The 24,428-nt window shown below is 56.0% G+C and carries 17 protein-coding genes and 1 pseudogene; 8 read left to right on the top strand and 10 right to left on the bottom strand.

What is annotated here, in order from left to right:
• Window positions 1-82: 82 nt before the first annotated feature.
• The 3 genes from ppc (at window position 83) to OGX75_RS14425 (ending at window position 5,685) form a co-directional block, all read left to right on the top strand.
• Window positions 83-2,734, top strand: a complete 2,652-nt coding sequence (gene ppc, locus OGX75_RS14435; RefSeq protein WP_012133836.1) for a phosphoenolpyruvate carboxylase — start codon at window positions 83-85, stop codon at window positions 2,732-2,734.
• A 218-nt stretch (window positions 2,735-2,952) separates the two neighbouring features.
• Window positions 2,953-4,686, top strand: a complete 1,734-nt coding sequence (locus OGX75_RS14430) for a phosphoethanolamine transferase CptA (RefSeq protein WP_275148086.1) — start codon at window positions 2,953-2,955, stop codon at window positions 4,684-4,686.
• Between the two features lie 138 nt (window positions 4,687-4,824).
• A complete protein-coding gene (locus OGX75_RS14425) occupies window positions 4,825-5,685 on the top strand; it encodes an AraC family transcriptional regulator (protein WP_049008124.1) in 861 nt (286 codons plus the stop codon).
• Here OGX75_RS14425 and OGX75_RS14420 read toward each other — a convergent pair.
• The 5 genes and pseudogenes from OGX75_RS14420 to OGX75_RS14400 form a co-directional block, all read right to left on the bottom strand.
• Window positions 5,672-6,028 (bottom strand): annotated as a pseudogene (locus OGX75_RS14420) (PTS fructose-like transporter subunit IIB). The gene OGX75_RS14425 and the pseudogene OGX75_RS14420 overlap by 14 nt on opposite strands.
• A 1-nt stretch (window position 6,029) precedes the next feature.
• Complete coding sequence (locus OGX75_RS14415; protein ID WP_286450890.1) at window positions 6,030-6,908, bottom strand: [formate-C-acetyltransferase]-activating enzyme; 879 nt, start codon at window positions 6,906-6,908, stop codon at window positions 6,030-6,032.
• Window positions 6,874-9,171, bottom strand: a complete 2,298-nt coding sequence (locus tag OGX75_RS14410; RefSeq protein WP_286450889.1) for a formate C-acetyltransferase — start codon at window positions 9,169-9,171, stop codon at window positions 6,874-6,876. The genes OGX75_RS14415 and OGX75_RS14410 overlap by 35 nt, the downstream gene beginning before the upstream one ends.
• Window positions 9,172-9,283: 112 nt before the next feature.
• Window positions 9,284-9,604 carry a PTS fructose-like transporter subunit IIB gene (locus OGX75_RS14405; protein WP_024130658.1) on the bottom strand — a complete coding sequence of 107 codons (321 nt, stop codon included), beginning with the start codon at window positions 9,602-9,604 and terminating at the stop codon, window positions 9,284-9,286.
• A 14-nt stretch (window positions 9,605-9,618) separates the two neighbouring features.
• Window positions 9,619-10,698 (bottom strand): PTS fructose transporter subunit EIIC, encoded by a 1,080-nt coding sequence (locus OGX75_RS14400; protein WP_012133843.1) that lies wholly within the window; start codon window positions 10,696-10,698, stop codon window positions 9,619-9,621.
• 308 nt (window positions 10,699-11,006) lie between these two features.
• Between OGX75_RS14400 and ptsP the strand changes: the two genes are divergently transcribed.
• From ptsP to gldA, 3 genes are read left to right on the top strand one after another with little or no spacing between them, the layout of a single operon-like run.
• Window positions 11,007-13,508 (top strand): phosphoenolpyruvate--protein phosphotransferase, encoded by a 2,502-nt coding sequence (gene ptsP, locus OGX75_RS14395; RefSeq protein WP_286450888.1) that lies wholly within the window; start codon window positions 11,007-11,009, stop codon window positions 13,506-13,508.
• Between the two features lie 11 nt (window positions 13,509-13,519).
• On the top strand, window positions 13,520-14,182 hold the full coding sequence (gene fsa, locus OGX75_RS14390) for a fructose-6-phosphate aldolase (protein ID WP_214143921.1): 663 nt from the start codon (window positions 13,520-13,522) through the stop codon (window positions 14,180-14,182).
• Between the two features lie 12 nt (window positions 14,183-14,194).
• A complete protein-coding gene (gene gldA / locus OGX75_RS14385; RefSeq protein WP_012133847.1) occupies window positions 14,195-15,298 on the top strand; it encodes a bifunctional L-1,2-propanediol dehydrogenase/glycerol dehydrogenase in 1,104 nt (367 codons plus the stop codon).
• 97 nt (window positions 15,299-15,395) lie between these two features.
• Here gldA and katG read toward each other — a convergent pair whose 3' ends face one another.
• The 3 genes from katG to OGX75_RS14370 form a co-directional block, all read right to left on the bottom strand.
• The gene (gene katG, locus OGX75_RS14380; RefSeq protein WP_114848737.1) at window positions 15,396-17,576 is read right to left on the bottom strand and encodes a catalase/peroxidase HPI; all 2,181 of its coding nucleotides are present in this window, start codon (window positions 17,574-17,576) and stop codon (window positions 15,396-15,398) included.
• Between the two features lie 162 nt (window positions 17,577-17,738).
• Complete coding sequence (metF, locus tag OGX75_RS14375) at window positions 17,739-18,629, bottom strand: methylenetetrahydrofolate reductase (RefSeq protein WP_012133849.1); 891 nt, start codon at window positions 18,627-18,629, stop codon at window positions 17,739-17,741.
• A gap of 157 nt (window positions 18,630-18,786) precedes the next feature.
• Window positions 18,787-19,695: a LysR family transcriptional regulator gene (locus tag OGX75_RS14370; protein ID WP_286450887.1), complete on the bottom strand. Its 909-nt coding sequence runs from the start codon at window positions 19,693-19,695 to the stop codon at window positions 18,787-18,789.
• A 91-nt stretch (window positions 19,696-19,786) separates the two neighbouring features.
• Between OGX75_RS14370 and OGX75_RS14365 the strand changes: the two genes are divergently transcribed.
• On the top strand, window positions 19,787-20,158 hold the full coding sequence (locus OGX75_RS14365) for a carboxymuconolactone decarboxylase family protein (protein WP_012133851.1): 372 nt from the start codon (window positions 19,787-19,789) through the stop codon (window positions 20,156-20,158).
• An 80-nt stretch (window positions 20,159-20,238) separates the two neighbouring features.
• Here OGX75_RS14365 and metL read toward each other — a convergent pair whose 3' ends face one another.
• Both metL and metB read right to left on the bottom strand, forming a co-directional pair.
• Window positions 20,239-22,671, bottom strand: a complete 2,433-nt coding sequence (metL, locus tag OGX75_RS14360; protein WP_047459806.1) for a bifunctional aspartate kinase/homoserine dehydrogenase II — start codon at window positions 22,669-22,671, stop codon at window positions 20,239-20,241.
• A 2-nt stretch (window positions 22,672-22,673) separates the two neighbouring features.
• The gene (metB, locus tag OGX75_RS14355) at window positions 22,674-23,834 is read right to left on the bottom strand and encodes a cystathionine gamma-synthase (RefSeq protein ID WP_110494827.1); all 1,161 of its coding nucleotides are present in this window, start codon (window positions 23,832-23,834) and stop codon (window positions 22,674-22,676) included.
• A 267-nt stretch (window positions 23,835-24,101) separates the two neighbouring features.
• Here metB and metJ point away from each other — a divergent pair, with 267 nt between their 5' ends.
• On the top strand, window positions 24,102-24,419 hold the full coding sequence (gene metJ, locus OGX75_RS14350; protein WP_012133855.1) for a met regulon transcriptional regulator MetJ: 318 nt from the start codon (window positions 24,102-24,104) through the stop codon (window positions 24,417-24,419).
• Window positions 24,420-24,428: the final 9 nt, after the last annotated feature.

The following is a 24,428-nucleotide window of genomic DNA, read 5'->3' as shown; positions in this document are numbered from 1 at the left end:
AAAGATTTCACGTTGCAGCCAACGCCGCTGTGACGCGAAAGATACAGGACATATTCAAAACAGATGGGGCGTCTGGGATCATATGAACGAACAATATTCCGCGTTGCGTAGTAATGTCAGTATGCTCGGCAAAGTGCTGGGAGAAACCATCAAGGATGCGCTGGGAGAGAACATTCTTGATCGCGTAGAAACAATCCGTAAGCTGTCTAAATCATCTCGCGCTGGCAATGAAGCGAATCGCCAGGAGTTGCTCACCACGCTACAGAATCTGTCCAACGACGAGCTGCTGCCTGTTGCCCGCGCGTTTAGTCAGTTCCTGAACCTGGCCAATACCGCCGAGCAGTACCACAGCATTTCGCCGCAGGGCGAAGCTGCCAGCAACCCGGAAGTGATTGCCCGCACCCTGCGTAAACTGAAAGATCAACCCAATCTCGACGAAGCCACCATCAAAAACGCGGTGGAGTCGCTATCTCTGGAACTGGTACTGACCGCACACCCTACCGAGATCACTCGCCGCACGCTGATTCACAAAATGGGCGAAGTCAACGCCTGTCTGAAGCAGCTCGATAACAAAGAGATCGCGGATTACGAACGTAATCAGCTCATGCGCCGTCTGCGCCAGCTGATCGCCCAGTCCTGGCATACGGATGAAATCCGTAAAAACCGCCCAAGTCCGGTCGACGAAGCCAAATGGGGCTTTGCGGTGGTTGAAAACAGCCTGTGGGAAGGGGTGCCAAACTATCTACGTGAGTTGAACGAACAACTGGAAGAACATCTGGGCTACAAACTGCCGGTGGATTTTGTTCCGGTGCGTTTCACCTCCTGGATGGGCGGCGATCGTGACGGCAACCCGAACGTAACGGCTGATGTCACCCGCCACGTTCTCCTGTTGAGCCGCTGGAAAGCCACCGATCTGTTCCTGAAAGATATTCAGGTTCTGATTTCTGAGCTGTCGATGGTCGACGCCACGCCGGAACTACTGGCGCTGGTCGGCGAAGAAGGCGCATCAGAACCTTACCGCTACCTGATGAAAAGCCTGCGTTCCCGCCTGATGGCAACGCAAGCCTGGCTGGAAGCGCGTCTGAAAGGCGAGAAACTGCCGAAACCCGCTGGCCTGCTGACGCAAAACGAGCAGCTGTGGGAGCCGCTGTACGCCTGTTATCAGTCTCTGCAAGCGTGCGGCATGGGCATCATCGCCAATGGCGAACTGCTTGATACCCTGCGCCGGGTGAAATGCTTTGGCGTGCCGCTGGTGCGCATTGATATTCGCCAGGAGAGCACCCGCCATACCGAAGCGCTGGGCGAACTGACGCGTTATCTGGGCATCGGCGATTATGAAAGCTGGTCCGAAGCCGATAAACAGGCTTTCCTGATCCGCGAACTCAACTCCAAGCGTCCGCTGCTGCCTCGTCAGTGGGAACCGAGCGACGACACCCGCGAAGTGCTTGAGACCTGTCAAGTGATTGCCGAAGCGCCGCTGGGTTCCATCGCCGCTTACGTTATCTCTATGGCGAAAACGCCGTCCGACGTGCTGGCCGTGCATCTGTTGTTGAAAGAAGCCGGAATTAGCTTTGCCATGCCGGTTGCGCCGCTGTTCGAAACGCTGGACGACCTGAACAACGCCGACGCGGTAATGACCCAGTTGCTGAATATCGACTGGTATCGCGGCTTTATTCAGGGCAAACAGATGGTCATGATTGGCTACTCTGACTCGGCGAAAGACGCAGGCGTAATGGCCGCCTCCTGGGCGCAGTATCAGGCTCAGGACGCGCTGATCAAAACCTGTGAAAAAGCCGGAATTGAACTGACGCTGTTCCACGGTCGCGGCGGTTCCATTGGCCGTGGCGGCGCGCCTGCCCATGCGGCGCTGCTTTCCCAACCGCCGGGCAGTCTGAAAGGCGGCCTGCGCGTGACCGAACAGGGTGAGATGATCCGCTTTAAGTACGGCCTGCCTGAAGTCACCATCAGCAGCCTGTCCCTGTACACCGGGGCGATTCTGGAAGCCAACCTGCTGCCGCCGCCGGAGCCGAAAAATTCGTGGCGTCATATCATGGACGAGCTGTCCGTGATCTCCTGCGACCTGTATCGCGGCTATGTCCGTGAGAATAAAGACTTCGTCCCGTACTTCCGTTCCGCAACGCCAGAACAGGAACTCGGCAAGCTGCCGCTCGGTTCGCGCCCGGCAAAACGTCGCCCGACAGGCGGGGTTGAATCCCTGCGAGCCATTCCCTGGATCTTCGCCTGGACGCAAAACCGCCTGATGCTCCCGGCCTGGCTGGGTGCGGGCACTGCGCTGCAAAAAGTCGTTGAAGATGGCAAGCAAAGCGAACTGGAAGCCATGTGCCGCGACTGGCCGTTCTTCTCCACGCGCCTCGGTATGCTGGAGATGGTGTTCTCTAAAGCCGACCTGTGGCTGGCGGAATACTACGATCAACGCCTGGTCAAAAAAGCGCTGTGGCCACTGGGTGAAGAGTTACGCAACCTGCTGGCAGAGGACATCAAAGTGGTGCTGGCGATTGCCAACGATTCCCATCTGATGGCCGACCTGCCGTGGATTGCCGAGTCTATCCAGTTAAGGAATGTGTATACCGACCCGCTGAACGTATTGCAGGCGGAGCTTTTACACCGCTCTCGTCTTGCAGAAGAGCAAGGCAAAGATCCAGACCCGCGCGTCGAACAGGCGCTGATGGTCACGATTGCGGGCGTGGCTGCGGGGATGCGTAATACCGGCTAACCCACACGCATCGTCATATCCCCTCTCGCCCGCCCGGGCGAGAGGGCTTTGAAATATTTCTGTAATAATCGCCTGTTTTTCAATATATTCCTGCCTGCGTTTTGTTCACTCTGCTGAATACGCCATCAACAAGAATAGGTCACTGGCATCGCCATACTTAAGGTTCTCTTAATGATTTGTCGCTACGTTGGCGACTCGAATAAAAACAGGCTTCATATATGTTCTTCACACACACATCTGCTAAACCTTCGTTTAGCTGGAAAGCCCTTGGCTGGGCGCTACTCTATTTTTGGTTCTTCTCTACATTACTTCAGGCCGTTATTTGCATTAGCGGCTATAGCGGCACCAACGGGCTGCGTGATTCACTGCTTTTCAGTTCGCTCTGGCTGATCCCGGTATTTTTATTTCCCCGTCATACCCGCGCGATTGCCGCCGTTATTGGCGTTGTACTCTGGGCCTCTTCGCTGGCGGCGCTCAGTTATTATGTCATTTACGGGCAGGAATTCTCGCAAAGCGTTCTGTATGTCATGTTTGAAACAAACGCGAACGAAGCCAGCGAGTACTTGAGCCAGTATTTCAGTCTGAAGATTATCCTTATCGCTCTGGCCTATACCGCCGTGGCAATCCTGCTGTGGACGCGTTTAAAGCCAATATATATTCCCGCGCCGTGGCGCTGGTTAGTCTCCTTTGCATTGTTATACGGCCTTATTCTGCATCCGATCGCCGTCGGGACGTTTATCAAGCATAAGCCGTTTGAGCAGACATTAGGCGGCCTCGCCTCGCGTATGGAACCCGCTGCGCCGTGGCAGTTTATCAATGGCTATTATCAATATAATCAGCAACTCACGTCGCTGAATAGCCTGCTTAACGAGAACAACGCGCTGCCTCCGTTAACGAATTTTAAAGATAACTCCGGTGATGCGCCGCGTACGTTAGTGCTGGTTATCGGCGAGTCAACCCAGCGTGGTCGCATGAGTCTGTACGGTTATCCGCGTGAAACCACGCCAGAGCTGGACGCGTTGCATAAAAGCGATCCGGGTCTGACCGTATTCAATAACGTCGTCACCTCCCGGCCATACACGATTGAAATTCTGCAACAGGCGCTGACCTTCGCCAATGAAAAGAACCCGGACCTGTATCTGACGAAACCGTCGCTGATGAACATGATGAAACAGGCAGGTTATAAGACGTTCTGGATCACCAATCAGCAGACGATGACCGCGCGTAATACGATGCTGACCGTATTCTCGAAACAGACCGACAAGCAGTTTTATATGAATCAACAGCGTACTCAAAGCGCGCGGGAATATGACACCAACGTTCTGGCGCCCTTTAAAGACGTAATGGCCGACCCGGCGCCGAAGAAATTTATTATCGTTCACCTGCTGGGAACACATATCAAATACAAATTCCGCTACCCGGAGAATCTGGGAAAATTTGACGGTCAAACCGATCATATCCCTGCGGGCGTGAGCGAAGACGAACAGGATATTTATAACGATTACGATAACGCGAATCTGTATAACGACCATGTCGTCGCCAGCCTGATTAAGGACTATAAAGCGACTGACCCGAACGGTTTTCTGCTCTACTTCTCCGATCACGGTGAAGAAGTGTATGACACGCCGCCGCACAAAACGCAGGGACGTAACGAAGACAACCCTACGCGTCATATGTATACGGTGCCGTTCCTGTTATGGACGTCAGAAAAGTGGCAGGCCGCACACCCGCGCGATCTCTCGGCGTATGTTGACCGTAAATACAGCAGCTCTGAACTTATCCATACCTGGTCCGACTTAGCGGGGCTGACCTACGACGGGTTCGACCCGACGCGCTCCATCACCAGCCCGCAGTTTAAGGCGATCACGCGCTGGATTGGCAACCCGTATAAGAAAAACGCGTTGATTGATTACGATACCCTGCCTTACGGGGATCATGTCGGAAATCAGTAACGGCATCGCCGGATGGCGCTGACGCTTATCCGGCCTGCAAAATGCATAACCCGTGTACCGCCATCCGGCAATTATCGCTTGAGGCGGTTTACGTTCAACGTTACTGTCTCCTCTGTCTGCGCTCTGCAAGGTATCAACATGTATCACGACGTCAGCCACCTTCTCTCCCGTCTGATTAACGGCCCTATGGCGCTGCGGCAGGTTTTTTTCGCCAATACCAGCGGTACGGCGCCCGAACTGGCGTATCAGGTTGATTTTCCACGCCTGGAGATGGTGCTGGAGGGGGAGTTCACCGATACAGGCATCCCGGCCGCGCCCGTGACGCTCATCGCTGGCGACGTTCTGTATGTTCCGGCAGGCAGCTGGAACTTCCCGCAGTGGCAAACGCCCGTCACCACACTCAGCATCCTGTTCGGCAAGCAGCAATTAGGTTTCAGCGTTGTTCACTGGGACGGCAAACAATATCAGAATCTTGCAAAGCAGCATGTCGCACGTCGAGGCCCACGTATTGGCTCCTTCCTGCTGCAAACGCTCAATGAAATGCAGATGCAGCCGCAGGAACAGCAGACGGCCCGATTAATTGTCGCCAGCCTGTTGAGCCACTGCCGCGATCTGCTGGGTAGCCAAATCCAGACGGCGTCACGGAGTCAGGCGCTTTTTGAAGCGATTCGCAGCTATATCGATGAGCGTTACGCTTCCCCGCTCACCCGCGAATCGGTGGCGCAGGCGTTTTATATTTCGCCAAACTACCTTTCTCATCTGTTTCAAAAAACAGGCGCTATCGGCTTTAACGAATATCTGAATCACACACGGCTGGAACACGCGAAAACGCTGCTGAAGGGTTACGATCTGAAAGTCAAAGAAGTGGCTCACACCTGTGGATTTGTCGACAGTAACTATTTCTGCCGCCTGTTTCGTAAAAATACGGAGCGTTCTCCGTCGGAATACCGTCGGCAGTACCACAGCCAGTTGACGGAAAAGAAGGCTACTCCAGAATAAGATGCGTATGCTGCGGCGCGGTGAGCAGTTTACGCACGGCGCTCATCACCCGCTGAGGTTCGCGAAGAAAGGCGTTAATTCCTGACTGAACGTACCGACTCTGAACAAAACGCTCCGCGCCCGCCAGTTCAATATCCGTAATCAGCAACACAACATCCGCCCGGTTAATATCCTCCTCCGTTAAGCGATTTTCCGTGCCCAGCGCCCCCTAGGTTTCAATTTTAATGTTCCATTTTTCCTGCTGGCAGAGCTTCTCCAGGCGTTCGGCAGCCATATAGGTATGCGCCACGCCGCTGACGCAGGCGGTAACGGCAACCAAATAGCGTACAGTTGAGACTGTCATATTAACCTCCCACAGTGACCAGAAACCCGGCTCGCTCTGCCAACGCCTGCATTTCCGCCACCTCTTGCGGCGAGGGTACAGGCACATCTTTCATTGCCCACGCCTGCCCAAGCAGACGGTATTTCGCTTCACCATACTGATGAAACGGTAGCAGGTGCACCTGATTAATCCCTGACGATAGCAACACTGCTAACGCTCGCTGCATATTCTCAACGTTGAGCGTATAGCCCGGAATCAACGGCAAACGGGGGATGACCGTAATCCCCTCGTTTACCAGTAAACGCAGGTTATCCAGCACGCGTGGTAAATTCATTTTGACCACCTCATGCGCCCGGCGCGGCTCCATAATCTTTAAATCAAACAGCACTTCATCACACGCTTTAGCCAGCGGTAGCAACCGACTGGCAGGCGCATCGCCTGCGGTTTCAATCGCGCAAGAAATGCCGAAACGTCGCAGACGTTGCAAAAACCGTGTGGCAAACGCCGCCTGCATTAATACTTCACCGCCAGAAAGCGTGACGCCGCCGCCGGAGGTGCGAAAAAAGAGTTCGTCTTTCATCACCTCGCGTTCCAGTTCATCCAGCGTAATATCGCGCCCGATACGTTCAAACGCCCCGGAAGGGCACTCATCCACATCACGCAAGCAGGGCGAGCAATGCAGACATTTACTCTCCCGCCGCACCGTTTCGATGCGTGGCGAAATAGATTCTGGATTGGCGCACCACGGACAGGTATGCGGGCAGCCTTTAAAAAAGACTACCGTACGGATTCCCTGCCCGTCATTCAACGAATAACGCTGAATGTTGAAAATACGTGCGACATCATCAGCGCTCGTGTCCAGATTCTTACAGCTGATGCGCGGTGCGGCGAATGATGTCATCCTGGATCTCCTTCGACAGCTCGACAAAGAAGGCACTGTAACCCGCCACGCGCACCACCAGCCCGGCGAAATCCTGCGGGCGCAATTGCGCTTCACGCAACGTATCCGCATTCAACACGTTAAACTGAATATGCTGTAGCTTAAGCTGGGTAAAGGCGCGCAGAAAATCCGCCAGTTTGCGCAAGCCGGCCTCACCTTCCAGCGTCGCAGGCGTAAACTTCACGTTGAGCAGCGTACCGTTAGAAAGCAGCGTGTTATCCAGTTTACTTACTGATTTCAGCACCGCCGTCGGCCCCTGCATATCCTGGCCGAGCATTGGCGACAACCCGCCGTCTGCCAGCTGTTCCCCGGCAAAACGGCCATCCGGCGTCGCCCCCACCACCGAACCCAGCGGCACATGCGCGGAGACGGTGTATGAACCCGGTGTAAATTGCCCACCGCGCGGGTTCTGGTATTTCTCCACCTCTTTACAGTAATGGCGCAGCAGTTCAGCGCTGATGTTATCCACATCATCAATATCATTACCGTATTTCTCGAAGCGGTTAATCAGCCGGGCACGGATTCGCTCACCTTCCGGCGTCGCAAAGTTCGCCTTTAACACCGCCAGCAGCTCATCGAAACGTAAACGTTGCTGATCAAATACCAGCCCTTTTAACGCGTGCAGGGAGTCGCTCAGATTAGCAATGCCAATCCCCTGTACGCCAGAGAAGTTATAACGCGCGCCGCCATCGGTAATATCACGGCCTTTATCCAGGCAGTCGCTGATAAACGAGGAAAGCAGCGGTACCGGCGCCCAGTCACGGTGGCCGATATCGCAAATATTACTGCCTTCCACCATCAGCGTAATGTAATGGCTGATTTTGGCGCGAATATACGCCAACAGATCTTCGTACGTCAGCGTGCGGTTTCCTTCATTCTCATACAGGCTGATTTCCATCACTTTCAGCAGGTTGAACATGGCGATGTCGTGCAGGCCGTAGGTTCTGCCCGGAATCGACAGCTCCACACACCCCACTACCGCGTAATCACGGGCGTCCTCCAGCGAAACACCCCGGTTCAGGAACGCGGGCACAACCACTTCATCATTAAAGATCTGCGGAATACCGGTGCCGAGGCGAATCGTCTCCGCTGTTTTCATCAGGAAGGGCGTGTCAATCAGCGCATTGGTACGCACGCCAAGGTTCGGCTGCGGCAGTTGCACATTCTGGTACGCGTCAAGACAGAGAAAAGAGAGCACGTTCACCGCACTGCGTCCGTTCTCCGTCAATCCCCCAAGCAATGCGGTGTAACCGGTCGGGAATCCGGCGAAATAGCGTGCGCTGCTGGTCGAACGTAACAGCACGATGTCGTTACATTTTACCCACAGCGATTCGAGGAGTTCTTTTAAAAATGCCGGGTCTTCGCCCTGGCTCAGCGATGCCTGATAAAACGGCAGCATATACTGGTCAAAACGCCCCAGCGAGAGCGAGCTGGCGTTAGACTCATATTGCAGAATGATGTTCATGTACCAGAACAGCTGGCACGCTTGCCAGAAGGTTTGCGGCTTGTACTGCATGTTATGTCGGGAGTTCGCGGCAATGGTGAGCAACTCCTGACGCCGACGCGCATCCAGGCAGCTTTCCGCCATTTTCTCCGCCAGCATCGCGTAACGCAGAATGTGGCCTTGCGAAGCCTCCAGCAGCAGCAACGCCGCCTGGTAAAAGTGATTGTCCGGCTGCTGCTGGCAGTGTTGCCGCACTTGCGCCACCAGTTCACCCAGACCGTGATTCAACAGCCGCGGGTAATCAATAATAATGTGCCCCTGCCCTTTATCCGTCTGGTTAACGCTAAAAATCTGCGTGCTGACGGCGGCTTTCACGTCATCGGTCATCTGACCGTTGATGAAATCCTTCATCGACCGTTTTTCCCAGTACGGGAACAGCACCTCGCGGTAGAGGCGCTTATCGTCCTCGCTGATGTCAAAACGGTCCTGCGGACGCGTCGGGAACTGTTCTAACTCGTTAAGTAACCAGTACGGATCCATTTCCGGCGACATAATCCCCGCCCGCGGTTTCACCGTGCGGTTCCCGGCAATCAACTCCTCATCACGAATCGAAATTTCAACATGCTCAAGGATATACGCCGTCGCTTTAGCGCGGCGCAATATGACCGGCTCTCCCTCTGTCTGCTGATAGCTGGCGGTATACAGCTGCGCGCGTTCAAGCGAAATTTCACGGTTATTCTGGAAAAGTGCGGCTTTAAGGCGCTGGGTACGATTCGTCATGAGGAACTCCTGTAGGCAAGCTTGTTGCCGGATGGCGGCGTGAGCGCCTTATCGGGCCTACGGGGATTAACATCGTAGGCCCGATAAGCTTGCGCCATCGGGCATTCTAACGTTAAGCAATTTGCGAAAGATGCGCGTCAATTTTGTTCATAATGGCATCGGCGCGTTTTACCGCATCGCTAATGTTGACGCGGACAATGGTTTTACCCGCAAAGCGTTCCTCAAACTTGATGCCGATATCTTTGGTCAGAATCACCATATCCGCATCCGCCACATCCGCCGCAGTCAGTTCGTTTTCCAGACCAATCGAGCCCTGGGTCTCGACTTTGACTTCCCAGCCTTTCGCTTTGGCCGCGCTTTCCAGCGCTTCGGCCGCCATATAGGTGTGTGCGACACCAGAAGGACATGCTGTTACTGCGATAATCTTCGTCATGGCTCATTCCTCACTTAATTCATCTCAAACTCTAAATCCAGGTCGTCTTCTTTCTCATCAACCTGAGACACTTTCTTACGCGCCAGACTTTTCAGCACGTTAACGCAGATTGCCGTCACTACCGCCCCGACAGCGACTGCCGCGATATAACCCAGTTTCCCTTCCACAACCGGCAGAACAATCAGCCCGCCCCAGCCGGCATAACACTGCGCGCCAAACAGCGCAGCCGTTACCGCACCACAGGCAGAGCCAACCATAATGGACGGGATCACGCGCAGCGGATCGGCGGCGGCGAAAGGAATCGCGCCTTCCGTGACCCCAACGCAGCCCATTACCAGCGCGGCTTTACCGGCTTCACGTTCTTCAGAAGAGAAATTTTTACGGCCAACCAGCGTTGCCAGGCCCAGACCCAGCGGCGGAACGCAGATACCCACCGCAGCAATCGCCACCACGCTGTATACGCCCTGCGCCACGCAAATCAGCATGAAGGCGTAGGCCACTTTATTAATCGGGCCGCCCATATCGAAGGCCAGCATCAGCCCCATGATGACCGCCAGCAGCACGATGCTGCCCTGCTGCATTCCTTGCAGCCATTGGGTCAGGCTGGTGGTTAACGCGCCAACCGGTTCGCCCAGCCCCCACATCATGATGCCTGCGGTAATGAAGGTGCCGACGATAGGGATAACGAAGATAGGCATCACCGAGCGCAATACCTTATGCACCGGGATTTTCTTCAGATAATGCACGACGATACCGCCGATAATCCCGGCAATGAGCGCGCCAAAGAACCCGGCGCCAAAACTGTTGCCCACCCAGGCGCCGATCGCGCAAGGCGCCAGCGCGGAACGTTCAGCAATGGAGTAGCCAATATAGGCGGCGAGAAAAGGCACCATCAGCGTCAGCCCTGCGACGCCAATATCAAAAAGCTTCTTGAGATTAGGATCGGTCGCGGCATCGGGAACAGCGCCTTTGCCATACAGCATGACGGAAACCGCCAGCAAGATCCCACCCGCTACGACGAAGGGGATCATATGCGAAACACCGGTCATCAGATGTTGACGGGTGTTTTTCAGGATCTGCACCAACTCTTTCATAAGTCGCTCCCGGGCCACTTCAGGCCCCTATCCATAACGTTGTTGTGGCAAACAATAGGCAATCCAACGCGGCGCAGACAGTGGATAAAAAGGCCATTTACTGGATTTTTGTAATATCAGTACAAAAATGCGATCCGCCTCATAACTTATCAAACCTCAGAAATAAGATGCCGTATTCCGACTTGTGAAGTGTCTCGCAATTTGACGTGTATGTTACATTTGTCCAGCGTTTGGCAGTTTTGTCACATGGCACTATGCGGCAACGCCCTTTTATCCTGTAGCCAGAAAATCGTTATGGGAGAAAGGCAATGGCCCTGATTGTGGAATTTACCTGTGAGCTGCCCAATGGCGTACACGCCCGCCCGGCAAGCCACGTTGAGACGCTGTGCAACACCTTTACCTCACACATTGAGTGGCATAACCTGCGCACCGACCGTAAAGGCAACGCCAAAAGCGCGCTGGCGCTGATTGGCACCGACACGCTGGCAGGCGACGCCTGTCAGTTATTGATTTCGGGTACGGACGAACAGGATGCCCACCAGCGCCTGAGCCAATGGCTGCGCGATGAATTCCCCCTTTGCGATGCGCCTCTGGCGGAGATCAAAAACAGTGAGCTGGAGCCGCTTCCGGCGTCGCTGACAAACCTGAACCCGCTGTTTTTTCGCGCCCGCGCCGTCTGCACCGGCAGCGCGGGCGGCGTTCTGACGCAGCTCTCCTCGCTGGATCTCAATACGCTCGGCGAACTTCCTGCTGCCAGTGATATAGAGACCGAGCAATCTGCGCTGGATAACGGCTTAACGCTGCTGATAAAGAATATTGCGTTCCGCCAGCTCGACAGCGACGGCGCCACCAGCGCTATTCTGGAAGCCCACCGTTCGCTGGCAGGCGACACTTCCCTGCGCCAACATTTGCTGGCAGGCGTTGCGCGCGGTTTAAGCTGCGCACAGGCGATAGTCGAAAGCGCCGGGCACTTTTGTGATGAGTTTGCCCGTTCCAGCAGCCGCTATTTACAGGAACGCGCGCTGGACGTACGCGACGTCTGCTTCCAGCTCCTGCAACAAATTTATGGCGAACAACGCTTCCCGGCGCCAGGCAAACTGACCCAACCCACCGTCTGTATGGCCGATGAACTCACCCCAAGCCAGTTCCTCGAACTGGACAAAACGTTCCTCAAAGGCTTGTTGTTAAAAAGCGGCGGTACAACTTCGCACACGGTTATTCTTGCCCGCTCATTCAACATTCCCACGCTGGTTGGCGTGGATATTGAGGCGCTAACGCCGTGGCTGCACCAGACGGTCTATATCGACGGCAACGCCGGTGCGATTGTCGTTGCGCCAGATGAACCCGTCACCCGTTACTACCAACAGGAAGCCCACGTGCAGGACGCTTTACGCGAGCAACAGCGTATCTGGCTGACCCAACAAGCGCGCACTGCCGACGGTATCCGTATGGAAGTGGCCGCCAACATTGCGCACTCCGTCGAAGCGCAAGCGGCATTCGGCAACGGCGCGGAAGCGGTTGGTCTGTTCCGTACAGAAATGCTGTATATGGACAGAACCAGCGCACCTTGCGAGAACGAGCTGTACAACATTTTTTGCCAGGCGCTGGAGTCCGCACAGGGCCGTAGCATTATTGTGCGCACGATGGATATCGGCGGTGACAAGCCCGTTGATTATCTGAACATTCCTGCGGAAGCCAACCCGTTCCTCGGCTATCGCGCCGTACGTATTTATGAAGAGTACGCCACGCTGTTTACCACGCAGCTGCGATCGATCCTCCGCGCTTCCGCACACGGCAGCCTGAAAATCATGATCCCGATGATCTCCTCAATGGAAGAGATCCTGTGGGTCAAAGAGAAGCTGGCGGAGGCTAAACAGCAGTTACGCAACGAGCACGTCCCGTTTGATGAGAAGATCCCCCTCGGCATCATGCTGGAAGTGCCATCGGTGATGTTCATCATCGACCAGTGCTGTGAAGAGATCGATTTCTTCAGTATTGGCAGCAATGACCTGACGCAATATCTGCTGGCGGTCGATCGCGACAACGCCAAAGTCACTCGTCACTACAACAGCCTGAATCCGGCCTTCCTGCGCGCGCTGGATTTCGCCGTACAGGCGGTACATCGTCAGGGGAAATGGATTGGCCTGTGCGGTGAACTCGGCGCGAAAGGGTCAGTGTTGCCGCTGCTGGTCGGACTGGGGCTGGACGAGATCAGCATGAGCGCGCCGTCAATTCCTGCCGCTAAAGCGCGGATGGCGCAGCTCGACAGTCGTGCCTGCCGCCAGTTGCTGAATCAGGCGATGGCCTGTCGCACCTCGCTGGAAGTGGAACATCTGCTGGCGCAATTCCGCATGACCCAGCAGGACGCGCCGCTGGTCACCGCCCAGTGCATCACGCTTGATAGCGACTGGCGCAGCAAAGAAGAGGTGATCAAGGGGATGACCGACAACCTGCTGCTGGCAAGCCGCTGTCGCTACCCGCGCAAGCTGGAGGCCGACCTGTGGGCGCGTGAAGCCGTGTTCTCCACCGGGTTAGGGTTTAGCTTCGCCATTCCGCACAGCAAATCTGAACACATTGAGCAGTCCACCATCAGCGTGGCGCGTCTGAAAGCGCCGGTACGCTGGGGCGATGACGATGCGCAGTTCATCATCATGCTGACACTCAACAAACACGCCGCAGGCGACCAGCATATGCGCATTTTCTCACGCCTGGCCCGCCGCATTATGCACGAAGAATTCCGCAACGCGCTGGTCAACGCCGCATCTGCCGAGGCAATTGCCAGCCTGTTGCAACATGAACTTGAACTCTAAGAGGGAGCAAAATGGAACTCTATCTGGATACCGCGAACGTCGCGGAAGTCGAACGTCTGGCGCGCATCTTCCCTGTTGCTGGCGTCACCACCAACCCAAGCATTGTGGCGGCGAGTAAAGAATCCATCTGGGATGTACTGCCTCGCCTGCAAAAAGCCATCGGCGAAGAGGGAACGCTATTTGCCCAGACGATGAGCCGCGATGCGCAAGGAATGGTGGAAGAAGCCAAACGCCTGAGCAATGCCATTCCCGGTATTGTGGTGAAGATTCCGGTCACTGCCGAAGGTCTGGCGGCGATCAAACAGCTCAAAAAAGAAGGTATTACGACGCTGGGAACGGCTGTCTACAGCGCAACGCAGGGCTTGCTGGCGGCGCTGGCAGGCGCAAAATACGTCGCCCCGTATGTCAATCGAGTTGATGCCCAGGGTGGCGACGGCATCCGTATGGTGCAGGAACTGCAAACCTTACTGGAGATGCATGCGCCGGGCAGCATGGTACTGGCCGCCAGCTTTAAAACGCCGCGTCAGGCGCTGGATTGCTTACTCGCAGGATGCGAAGCAATCACCCTTCCTTTAGATGTAGCTCAACAAATGCTCAATACCCCTGCGGTAGAGTCAGCTATAGGGAAGTTTGAGCAAGACTGGAATAACGCATTTGGCCACATCAACCTGTGAGGGAAATAAAGTATGGACCACATTATTCAATCTCCTGGTAAATACATCCAGGGTGCAGATGTCATCACACGTCTTGGAGAATATCTCAAACCCCTGGCCGAACGCTGGCTGGTGGTCGGAGACAAGTTTGTCTTAAATTTTGCCCAGTCCGCGCTGGAGAAAAGTTTCCAGGATGCCGGACTGGCTCTGGAAATCGCGCCATTTGGCGGCGAATGTTCGCAAAATGAAATCGATCGTCTGCGTATCGTCGCAGATAAAGCGCAGTGCGGCGCCGTTCTCGGCATCGGCGGCGGCAAAACGCTGGATACCGCGAAAGCGCTGGCCCACTTTATGGATGTCCCGGTCGCTATCGCGCCGACCATCGCCTCTACCGATGCCCCCTGTAGCGCGCTTTCCGTGATCTACACCGATGCAGGCGAGTTTGAACGCTATCTGATGCTGCCGCGTAACCCGAATATGGTGATTGTTGATACCAAAATTGTCGCGGGCGCGCCCGCGCGTCTGCTGGCTGCCGGTATCGGCGATGCGCTGGCGACCTGGTTTGAAGCGCGCGCCTGTTCACGCAGCGGCGCGACCACGATGGCGGGCGGCAAGTGTACACAGGCGGCGCTCGCGCTGGCGGAGTTGTGCTATAACACGCTGATCGAAGAGGGTGAAAAGGCCATGCTGGCGGCTGAGCAGCATGTCGTCACGCCAGCGCTGGAACGCGTGATTGAAGCCAACACCTACCTGAGCGGCGTCGGTTTTGAAAGCGGCGGTCTGGCGGCGGCGCATGCCATACATAACGGCCTGACGGCGATTCCAGACGCGCATCACTACTATCACGGTGAGAAAGTGGCGTTCGGCACGCTGACGCAACTGGTACTGGAAAACGCGCCGGTTGAAGAGATCGAAACCGCTGCGGCGTTGTGCCATTCCGTTGGCCTGCCGATCACGCTGGCGCAACTGGATATTAAGCAGGACATTCCGGCGAAGATGCGCACGGTGGCGGAAGCCTCCTGCGCGGAAGGCGAAACCATTCACAACATGCCTGGCGGCGCCACGCCGGATCAGGTTTACGCCGCCCTGCTGGTTGCCGACCAGTACGGTCAGCGTTTCCTGCAAGAGTGGGAATAACGGTCAGGAGAGACAAAAAGCCCGCAGATCGTGCGGGCTTTTTTATTTGCCGGATGGCGCTGACGCTTATCCGGCCTACACATTTTACTGAGATGGCTTACAGCAGATCGAAACGATCCAGGTTCATCACTTTCACCCATGCCGCGACGAAATCCTTCACGAATTTCTCACGCGCATCGCTGCTGGCGTAAACTTCCGCCAGGGCACGCAGTACCGAGTTAGAACCGAATACCAGGTCTGCACGGGTAGCCGTAAACTTCACCTCACCGCTCAGGCGATCGCGGCCTTCGAACAGCTCTTTCGATTCGTCCGCCGCTTTCCACTCGTTACGCATATCCAGCAGATTCACAAAGAAATCATTGCTGAGTACGCCCGGGCGGTCGGTAAACACGCCATTCTGGCTGCCATCAAAGTTAGCGCCCAGAACGCGCATCCCACCCACCAGCGCCGTCATCTCCGGCGCGGTCAGCGTCAGTTGCTGCGCTTTATCAATCAGCAGTGACTCGGTGGTCGACACATCAAGCCGTGCGCGATAGTTACGGAAGCCGTCTGCGATCGGTTCGAGAAGCTCAAACATCTCGATATCCGTCTGATCCTGACGTGCATCCACACGGCCTGGCGCGAACGGCACGCTGATGCTGACGCCCGCCGCACTTGCTGCCTGCTCCACACCGACAACGCCCGCAAGGACGATGATATCGGCCAGAGACGCCTTCCCGGACGATTTCTGAATCTCTTCCAGAACCGGCAAAACGCGCGCCGCAGCGGCGTTCACATCCCAGTCTCGCTGCGGCGCTAAAGCCAGGCGAGCGCCGTTAGCGCCGCCACGTTTATCGCCGCCACGGAAGGTTGACGCAGATGCCCATGCAACCGACACCAGTTCGCTGACGGAAAGCCCGGACGCGGCAATCGCGGCCTTCAGGTTGACGATGTCTTCCTGGCTCGGATTAAATACCGGCTGTGGCAGCGGGTCCTGCCAAATCAGATCTTCTTTCGGTACTTCCGGCCCGATATAGCGCGCTTTTGGCCCCATATCCCTGTGCGTCAGTTTGAACCATGCGCGGGCGAATGCTTCGTTAAACGCCTGCGGATCGTTGAGGAAACGACGGGAAATTTTCTCGAATTCTGGATCGAAACGCAGCGTCAGGTCAGTCACCAGCATGGTGGGTTTACGTTTCTTCGACGGATCGAACGGATCGGGAATGATTTCTGGCGCATCAACCGCTTCGAACTGGATCGCGCCCGCCGGGCTGCGCGTCTGCACCCACTCGTATTTGAACAGGTTTTCGAAGAAGTAATTACTCCACTGGGTCGGCGTCTGCGACCAGACCACTTCCAGACCCGAGGTAATCGCATCGCCGCCTGCGCCGCTGCCGTAGTCACTGCTCCAGCCCAGCCCCTGCAATTCAATCGGCGCGGCTTCTGGATCAACGCCAACATGGGACGCCGCCGCCGCACCGTGGGTTTTACCCAGCGTGTGACCGCCGCCAATCAGCGCCACGGTTTCTTCGTCGTTCATGCCCATATTGCCGAACGTCGCGCGGATAGCCGCAGCGGCGGAAAGCGGTTCACCGCTGTGATCCGGCCCTTCCGGGTTAACGTAGATAAGCCCCATTTCGGTGGCGCCTAACGGCGCTTTCGCCAGCGCTTCGGGATGACGGTGCGTCAGCCAGGCTTTCTCATCCCCCCAGTTCACATCAAGATCCGGTTCCCACACATCTTCACGCCCGGCGCCAAAACCGAACGTACGGAAACCGGAGTTCTCCAGCGCCACGTTACCCGCCAGAATAAACAGGTCGGCCCAGGAGATTTTCTGGCCATATTTCTGCTTGACAGGCCACAGCAGACGACGCGCCTTATCCAGGCTGACGTTGTCCGGCCAGGAGTTCAGCGGTGCAAAACGCTGCTGCCCGCGTCCGGCGCCGCCGCGCCCGTCGACGGAACGATAAGTGCCCGCGCCATGCCACGCCATACGAATAAACAGACCGGCATAGCTGCCCCAGTCCGCAGGCCACCACGGCTGAGAATCGGACAGGAGAGCTTTAAGGTCCCCTTTCAGGGCGGAATAGTCGAGTTTGCTAAATTCTTTGCGGTAGTCGAAGTCCTCACCCAGCGGGTTCGAACGGTTGGAGTGCTGATTCAAAAGATCTACACGGAGTTGGTTAGGCCACCAGTCGTGGCTGCTGGTGCCAGCACCCGCGCTACGGTCGTGGCTGCCCTGATGGAAAGGGCACTTCCCGGTAGACAATGAATTATGGGTATCGTCAGACATGCTCATCTATATGCTCCCTCTACAGTGTTATCGTTACGATATACATCACCAACGATAAGATATAGTTGAAATAACCCACAGATTCGATAGCTAATATCTTTTAAATTTATGTATCAGGCGTCAGATCAAAATGTGCATAAAAAAGCCCTCCGAAGAGGGCTAATCATGTTACAGGCCGGGCCGCACACCCAACGTGTGGCAAATGGCGTAACTCATTTCAGCGCGATTCAGGGTGTAGAAGTGGAAATCTTTCACGCCTTCACGGCTCAGGATCTTCACCATGTCCATCGCGATATTCGCCCCGACCAGCTTGCGGGTTTCCGCATCGTCATCCAGGCCGTCAAACATCTGTGACATCCACGCCGGAATGCGCACGTTAGTCATATCAGCGAATTTCTTCGCCTGCTTAAAGTTGGAGACCGGCAGAATGCCCGGAATAATTTCGACATCAATGCCCGCAGAGACGCAGCGATCGCGAAAACGCAGGTAGCTTTCCACATCGAAGAAAAACTGGGTAATTGCGCGGTTAGCGCCAGCATCGACTTTGCGTTTCAGGTTGAGCAGATCCGCCTGCGCGCTTTTCGCTTCCGGGTGGACTTCCGGGTAAGCGGCGACGGAGATATCAAAATCGGCAACCTCTTTCAGTAAGCTGACCAGGTCAGCGGCATACATATCCGGCTTGCCGCTCCCCGGCGGCAGGTCACCGCGCAGGGCAACAATATGGCGGATACCGTTATTCCAGTAATCCTGGGCAATGGTACGCAGTTCATCGCGGGTGGCGTCGATGCAGGTCAGGTGCGGCGCGGCTTCCAGGCCCGTACGCTCTTTAATGCCTTTGATGATGCTGTGCGTACGGTCGCGCTCACCGGAGTTGGCGCCGTAGGTCACGGAGACAAACTTCGGTTTCAGGCTGCTCAGTCGATCGATAGAGTTCCACAAGGTTTGCTCCATTTCACTGGTGCGCGGCGGGAAAAACTCGAACGAAACATTAATCTGACCCTGAACTTCCGCCAGGCTCTGATTCAGGGCTTCCCGCTGGTTGGCGTGAAAAAAGCTCATACCTTACCTCATCAATCGCATGTCATTATATGTTGTGTTGTGAACATCTATCCGTTTAGACGTCTGGATGTAAAAATGACCGAAAAGTGGGATGCCGTCAACAGAAAAATCACTGTTAAAGGTGAGGAATACTCAGACAACGTGAAAAAAATTCAAATCAGTCCGAAATAATGATGGATTGCATCGCAAGCGTATTTAACCACCGCAACCGTACAGCGTTCTCAGGCAGCATCACCAGCCCGGCACGAATACGTAATTCAGTGTCGCTAAGTACGCGGAATATCACGCCCTGGCGCTGAATAGCGGCAAACGAGCCCGGGAGCAAACTCAGGCCATCGCCGTGGGCGATTCGCGCGAGCAGCACATCATGTTCCAGCGGTTCTTCAAGGCAGGAGGGGGCGTAACCAGCGCAACGGAAAATATGCCGGGTGTAGTCAAAAAAGGCCGGATTACGTTCCCGTTTGAACCAGAACAGCGGGCGGTGGTTAAGCGCAGTTAAGGAGAGCGACGTCAGGCTCGCTTCCGGCCAGACGGAGGGTAATGCGGCAATCAACGGTTCTTGCCAGTCGAGCGGCGTGACGCTTAACCCTGTGGCCTCAAGCGGCAGCGCCACCAGCGCCGCATCCAGTTTCCCCCGACGCACCTGGCGTACCAGTTCAGGCGAACCATGACGCACAATATGCAGCCTCTCCACACGCGTGTTCAGCTGCGCCTCCAGGGGGGCAAAAATCCCCTGCTCAAACGCGGTGCTCAGCCCTAAACGCAGCGATTGCGCGCCGGTTTGCGCCAGTTGATTCAGCGCAGCATACGTTTTGTCCTGCTGCGCCAGCAGCGGGCGGACAATTTCCAGCGCGCGCAGACCCTCATCCGTCAGCGTAAGTCCACGAGTATGACGGACAAAAAGCGTCACCCCCAGACGTTCTTCAAGCTGGCGAATATGGCGGCTCAGCGGCGGTTGCGACATAAACAGTCGCTGTGCCGCGCGGCTCATATTGTTCTCTTCCGCCACCACGGCAAAGTAGCGTAGCAGGCGGATATCCAGAGAGTGCAGAGGGGATGTTGTCATACCGAAAAGGTATCACGGAAACGGTATTATCCAAATCATTCCGCCCCCCCTATCCTCACGCCACAGACTCCAGACAAACGAGGAATACACTATGCATTCAGAACGCTTTATTACCGGTCAGAAAATGCTGCAACAGGTGGATGGCAAGGGTGGCGATGCGGTGATCGAAAGTTTGCAAGACATTGCGCCAGATTTTGCCCGCTATCTGATCGAATTTCCGTTTGGCGATATCTATTCCCGGCCAGGGCTGGATTTACGCAGTCGGGAAATCGCAACCGTCGCCGCGTTAACCGCGCTGGGCAACGCCACGCCGCAGTTGAAGGTACACATTGCCGCCGCGCGACATGTGGGGTTAACGCAGGAGGAAATTATCGAAGTGATAATGCAGATGGCGGTTTATGCCGGTTTTCCGGCTGCGCTGAACGGTCTGTTCGCCGCAAAAGAGGTGTTTGCGACTCGGTGAAGCGCCGGGTGGCGGCGTTGCCTTATCCGACCTACATGTTCCGTAGGCCGGATAAGCGCAGCGCCATCCGGCAACAAACACTACAGCAGCTGCGCCAGGCGGTTGATATCCGACTGAATCGCCCCGGCGGTGACGTCACGACCGGCTCCCGGCCCGCGGATCACTAGCGGATTGTCGCGATACCATCGGCTTTCGATGGCAAAGACGTTATCGCACGGCAGCAGCGCCGCCAGCGGATGTTCCGGGCGCACCGCTTCAACGCCAACGCGCGCTTTACCGTTGGCGTCGAAACGCGCCACGTAGCGCAGCACCAGCCCCATTTCACGAGCGGCTTCCAGACGCTGTACCATCTGCTCATTCAGCTCATCGCCATTTTCAAAGAAGTGATCGACAGATCCCTCTTCGCAGTGTGTGGGCACCAGCGATTCAACGCGCACCTGGTCCGGCTCGATGTCGTAACCCGCTTCACGCGCCAGAATCACCAGCTTGCGCATCACATCTTTACCAGAAAGGTCAACGCGCGGGTCCGGCTCGGTCAGCCCCTGCTGCCAGGCCTGATCCACCAGATCGGTAAACGGTATGGAACCGTCAAATTGCAGGAACAGCCACGACAGCGTGCCGGAGAAGATCCCGCTGATCGACAGAATGGCATCGCCGCTGTCAATCAGATCGCGCACCGTATAGTTGATCGGCAGGCCCGCGCCGACGGTCGCGTTATACAGCCAGTGACGCCCGGTTTTTTCGAACGCGTCGTGGATCTGGCGATATTTATCGCTGGTGCTCGCCCCCGCCAGTTTATTGGCGCTGATGACGTGGAAGCCGTGGCTGGCGAAATCAAGATACTGATCGGCCAGTTGCTCGCTGGCGGTGACATCCAGCACCACCAGATCGTCATACGGGTGAGCGCGCATCCACAGGAACAGCGACTCTTCATCCTGCTCAATCGCTTCGTCGTTGAAGAACGCCAGCGCACGGCTGGCATCCAGCCCTTCGTAGTTCAGCAGGCTGCGACGGCTATCCACCACACCCGCCAGGACAAATTCAAACCCGGTACGCGCGGAGAGCGTGCTCTGCTCGCGGGCAAACAGTTCCAGCCAGCGGGAACCGATGTTGCCTTTGCCGAACAGCACCAGGCCGATGCGTTTTTCCGCGCGGAAAATAGACTGGTGCAACCCCTGAATCAGGCTTTCGGTCGGGCCGGTGCGCAGTACGGCCACCAGGCTAATCCCCTCTTCCGACTGCCAGGTAAATTCAACCGGCTGGCCTTTCAGCTGTTGCCAGAAGCGGTGGCAGTGCAGCGGGTTACGGGTGACGCCAGCGCCAACCATCGCGACCAGCGCCAGCCCCTGACGCAGGCGCAATTCGCCCGGCAGGCCCGCTTCATCAAGAATTTTTAATGCGCTATCAGCGACTTCAGAGGTGTAGCAGAATTGCAGCAGATGGCGATCGTTATGCACGCCAACCGCCAGCGGACGCACCTGCGCCCGTTTCAGAATCTGGTCGACGTCTCTCCAGGCCAGTTTAAAGTCCTGGCTGGCAGGCACCTGAAACTCAATCAGGCAAACGTCATCATGGCTGGTGACGATACGCGCCCCGGTGCCGGACGCCAGCACGCGTTCAATGCGCGTGGACCCCTGATCCGGCGTGTAGCTACAGCGCAACTGCAAATCGATATCGCTGCCGGAAACCGGCTGTAGGGTACGGGCGTGCAGAACCGGCGCGGCCAGACGCGCCAGCTCGCTGGCTTCATCCAGACGCAGCAGCGGCAGCAGGCAGGCATCTTTCACTTTACGCGGGTCGGCGCTGTAAACCCCGGCCACATCGCTCCAGATGGTGACACGGGAAACACCCGCCAGCGCGCCAATTTGCGTGGCGGAATAGTCAGAACCGTTACGGCCCAGCAGCACCGTCTCGCCCGCATTGCTGCGACTGATAAAACCGGTAACGACCAGACGTTTGCCTGGATGCTGCACCAGCAACTGTTGCAGTAACGGGTAAGAGAGACCTTCATCTACCTGCGGCTGCGCGGCGCGTTCAGCGCGTAAAAACTCACGCGCGTCCAGCCATGCCGACGCCAGTCCTTGCTCATTCAGCACTGCGGACATCAGACGCGCAGACCAGATTTCGCCGTGCCCGACGACTTCGGCATAAACGGCATCGGTCACGCCGCTGTCGAGCAGCGCGGCAAGACGCTCCAGATCGCTAATGAAAGCGCTGATCAGGCCATCCGCAACGTCGGCGGGAAGCAGCCCGCTGATCAGATCGCTCTGATAGCGGCGTAACGTCTGTTGCACCTGATGCGCGGAGAGGCGGTCGGTCTGACTTAACTTCAGCCAGCTAATCAACTGGTTGGTGGTACTACCGGCGGCGGAAACAACCATCATATCGTCAGGCTGCGAGTACTCCGCCATAATGCCTGCGACACGCAGATAACATTTCACGTCTGCCAGACTACTGCCACCAAATTTATGCAGTTGACGACCCTTCGCCCCTGCCTGCGCAATCACACTCATGTTTACCCCTTGTTTGCAGCCCGGAAGCCATTTTCCAGGTCGGCAATTAAATCTTCGCCATCTTCAATACCGGTGGAGATACGCAGCAGCGTCTCTGAAATTCCGGCGGCAGCACGCGCTTCTGGCGACATGCCTGCATGTGTCATCGTTGCGGCGTGGGAGATCAGGCTTTCAACACCCCCTAAGGATTCCGCCAGCGTAAACAACGACAGCCCGCCCAGGAAACGACGCAGCGTCTGCTCATCGCCATCCAGTTCAAAACTCAACATTGCGCCAAAGCCTTTTTGCTGGCGCGCGGCAATCTCGTGCCCTTGATTATCCGGCAGCGACGGATGATACAGTTTTTTCACCAGCGGCTGGGTTTGCAGATAGTCCACAATGGCCTGGGCATTGCGCTGAGCCACGTCCATTCGCGGCGCCAGAGTACGCAGCCCACGTAGCAGCAGATAGCTATCAAACGCGCCGCCGGTGACGCCAATATTATTTGCCCACCATGCCAGTTCGGTGACAATCTCTGGATCTTTCGCAATCACCACGCCAGCCACCACATCCGAATGGCCGTTTAAATATTTCGTGCATGAATGCAACACCAGATCGGCGCCCAACGCCAGCGGATTTTGCAGCGCAGGGCTTAAAAACGTGTTGTCCACAACGCTCACCGCGCCCGCTTCTCGCGACAGCTGGCAGATTTTCGCAATATCCACCACGCGTAACAACGGATTACTGGGGCTTTCCACCAGCACCAGCTTCGGTTTTTCCGCCAGCGCCGCTTTCAGCGCCTGCTCATCACCTTGATCGACAAACAGCACGCGATAACAGCCCCGCTTCGCCAGGCTGTCAAACAGGCGATAGCTGCCGCCGTAGCAGTCGTGCGGCGCCACCAGCAGATCGCCCGGCTTCAGGAACACGGTCGTCACCAGCAGAATGGCCGACATCCCGGTATTGGTCAGCACCGCGCCCGTACCGCCCTCCAGCTCCGCCAGCGCGCGCTGAACCACATCACGCGTCGGATTTCCACGTCGCGAATAGTCATGGGCGCGAGGTTCATTAAAACCAGTGAAGTTATAGGTGCTGGAAAGGTGAATCGGCGGGACAACGCAACCGTACTGCTCGTCGTCATTTAACCCGCTACGCACTGCGATGGTGGCCTGTTTACGCGTCATGTTGAGAAGTTCCTGGGCTGAATCGGTGAAAAGTCAGGCACCAGAGTAAACATTGTTACAATAGACGTCAATACATCTGGACATCTAAACTTCTTTGCGTATAGATTGAGCAAACTGGAAATAGCCGTTAAAATTATATGCATTAGCGCACATCTACAGACGCTTAACCCGTGTCACGATATCGCCTGTACGGTAAACTATGCGGGATTACGGCCAGGCACGACGATTCTGGCCCTTAACTAATGACGAGAAGATTAAAGGTATCTCATGGCTGAATGGAGCGGCGAATATATCAGCCCATACGCTGAGCACGGTAAGAAGAGTGAGCAAGTCAAAAAGATTACGGTTTCCATTCCTCTGAAGGTGTTAAAAATCCTCACCGATGAACGCACGCGTCGTCAGGTGAACAACCTGCGTCACGCCACCAACAGCGAACTGCTGTGTGAAGCGTTTCTGCATGCCTTTACCGGGCAACCATTGCCGAACGATGAAGACTTGCGTAAAGAGCGCAGTGATGAAATACCGGAAGAGGCCAAAATCATCATGCGTGAACTGGGGATCGACCCGGATACGTGGGAGTATTGATTTTTTTGC

Source organism: Citrobacter sp. CK199, assembly GCF_030333285.1.
Taxonomy (GTDB): domain Bacteria; phylum Pseudomonadota; class Gammaproteobacteria; order Enterobacterales; family Enterobacteriaceae; genus Citrobacter_B; species Citrobacter_B koseri.
This window is presented reverse-complemented; position numbering and strand designations above follow the sequence as displayed.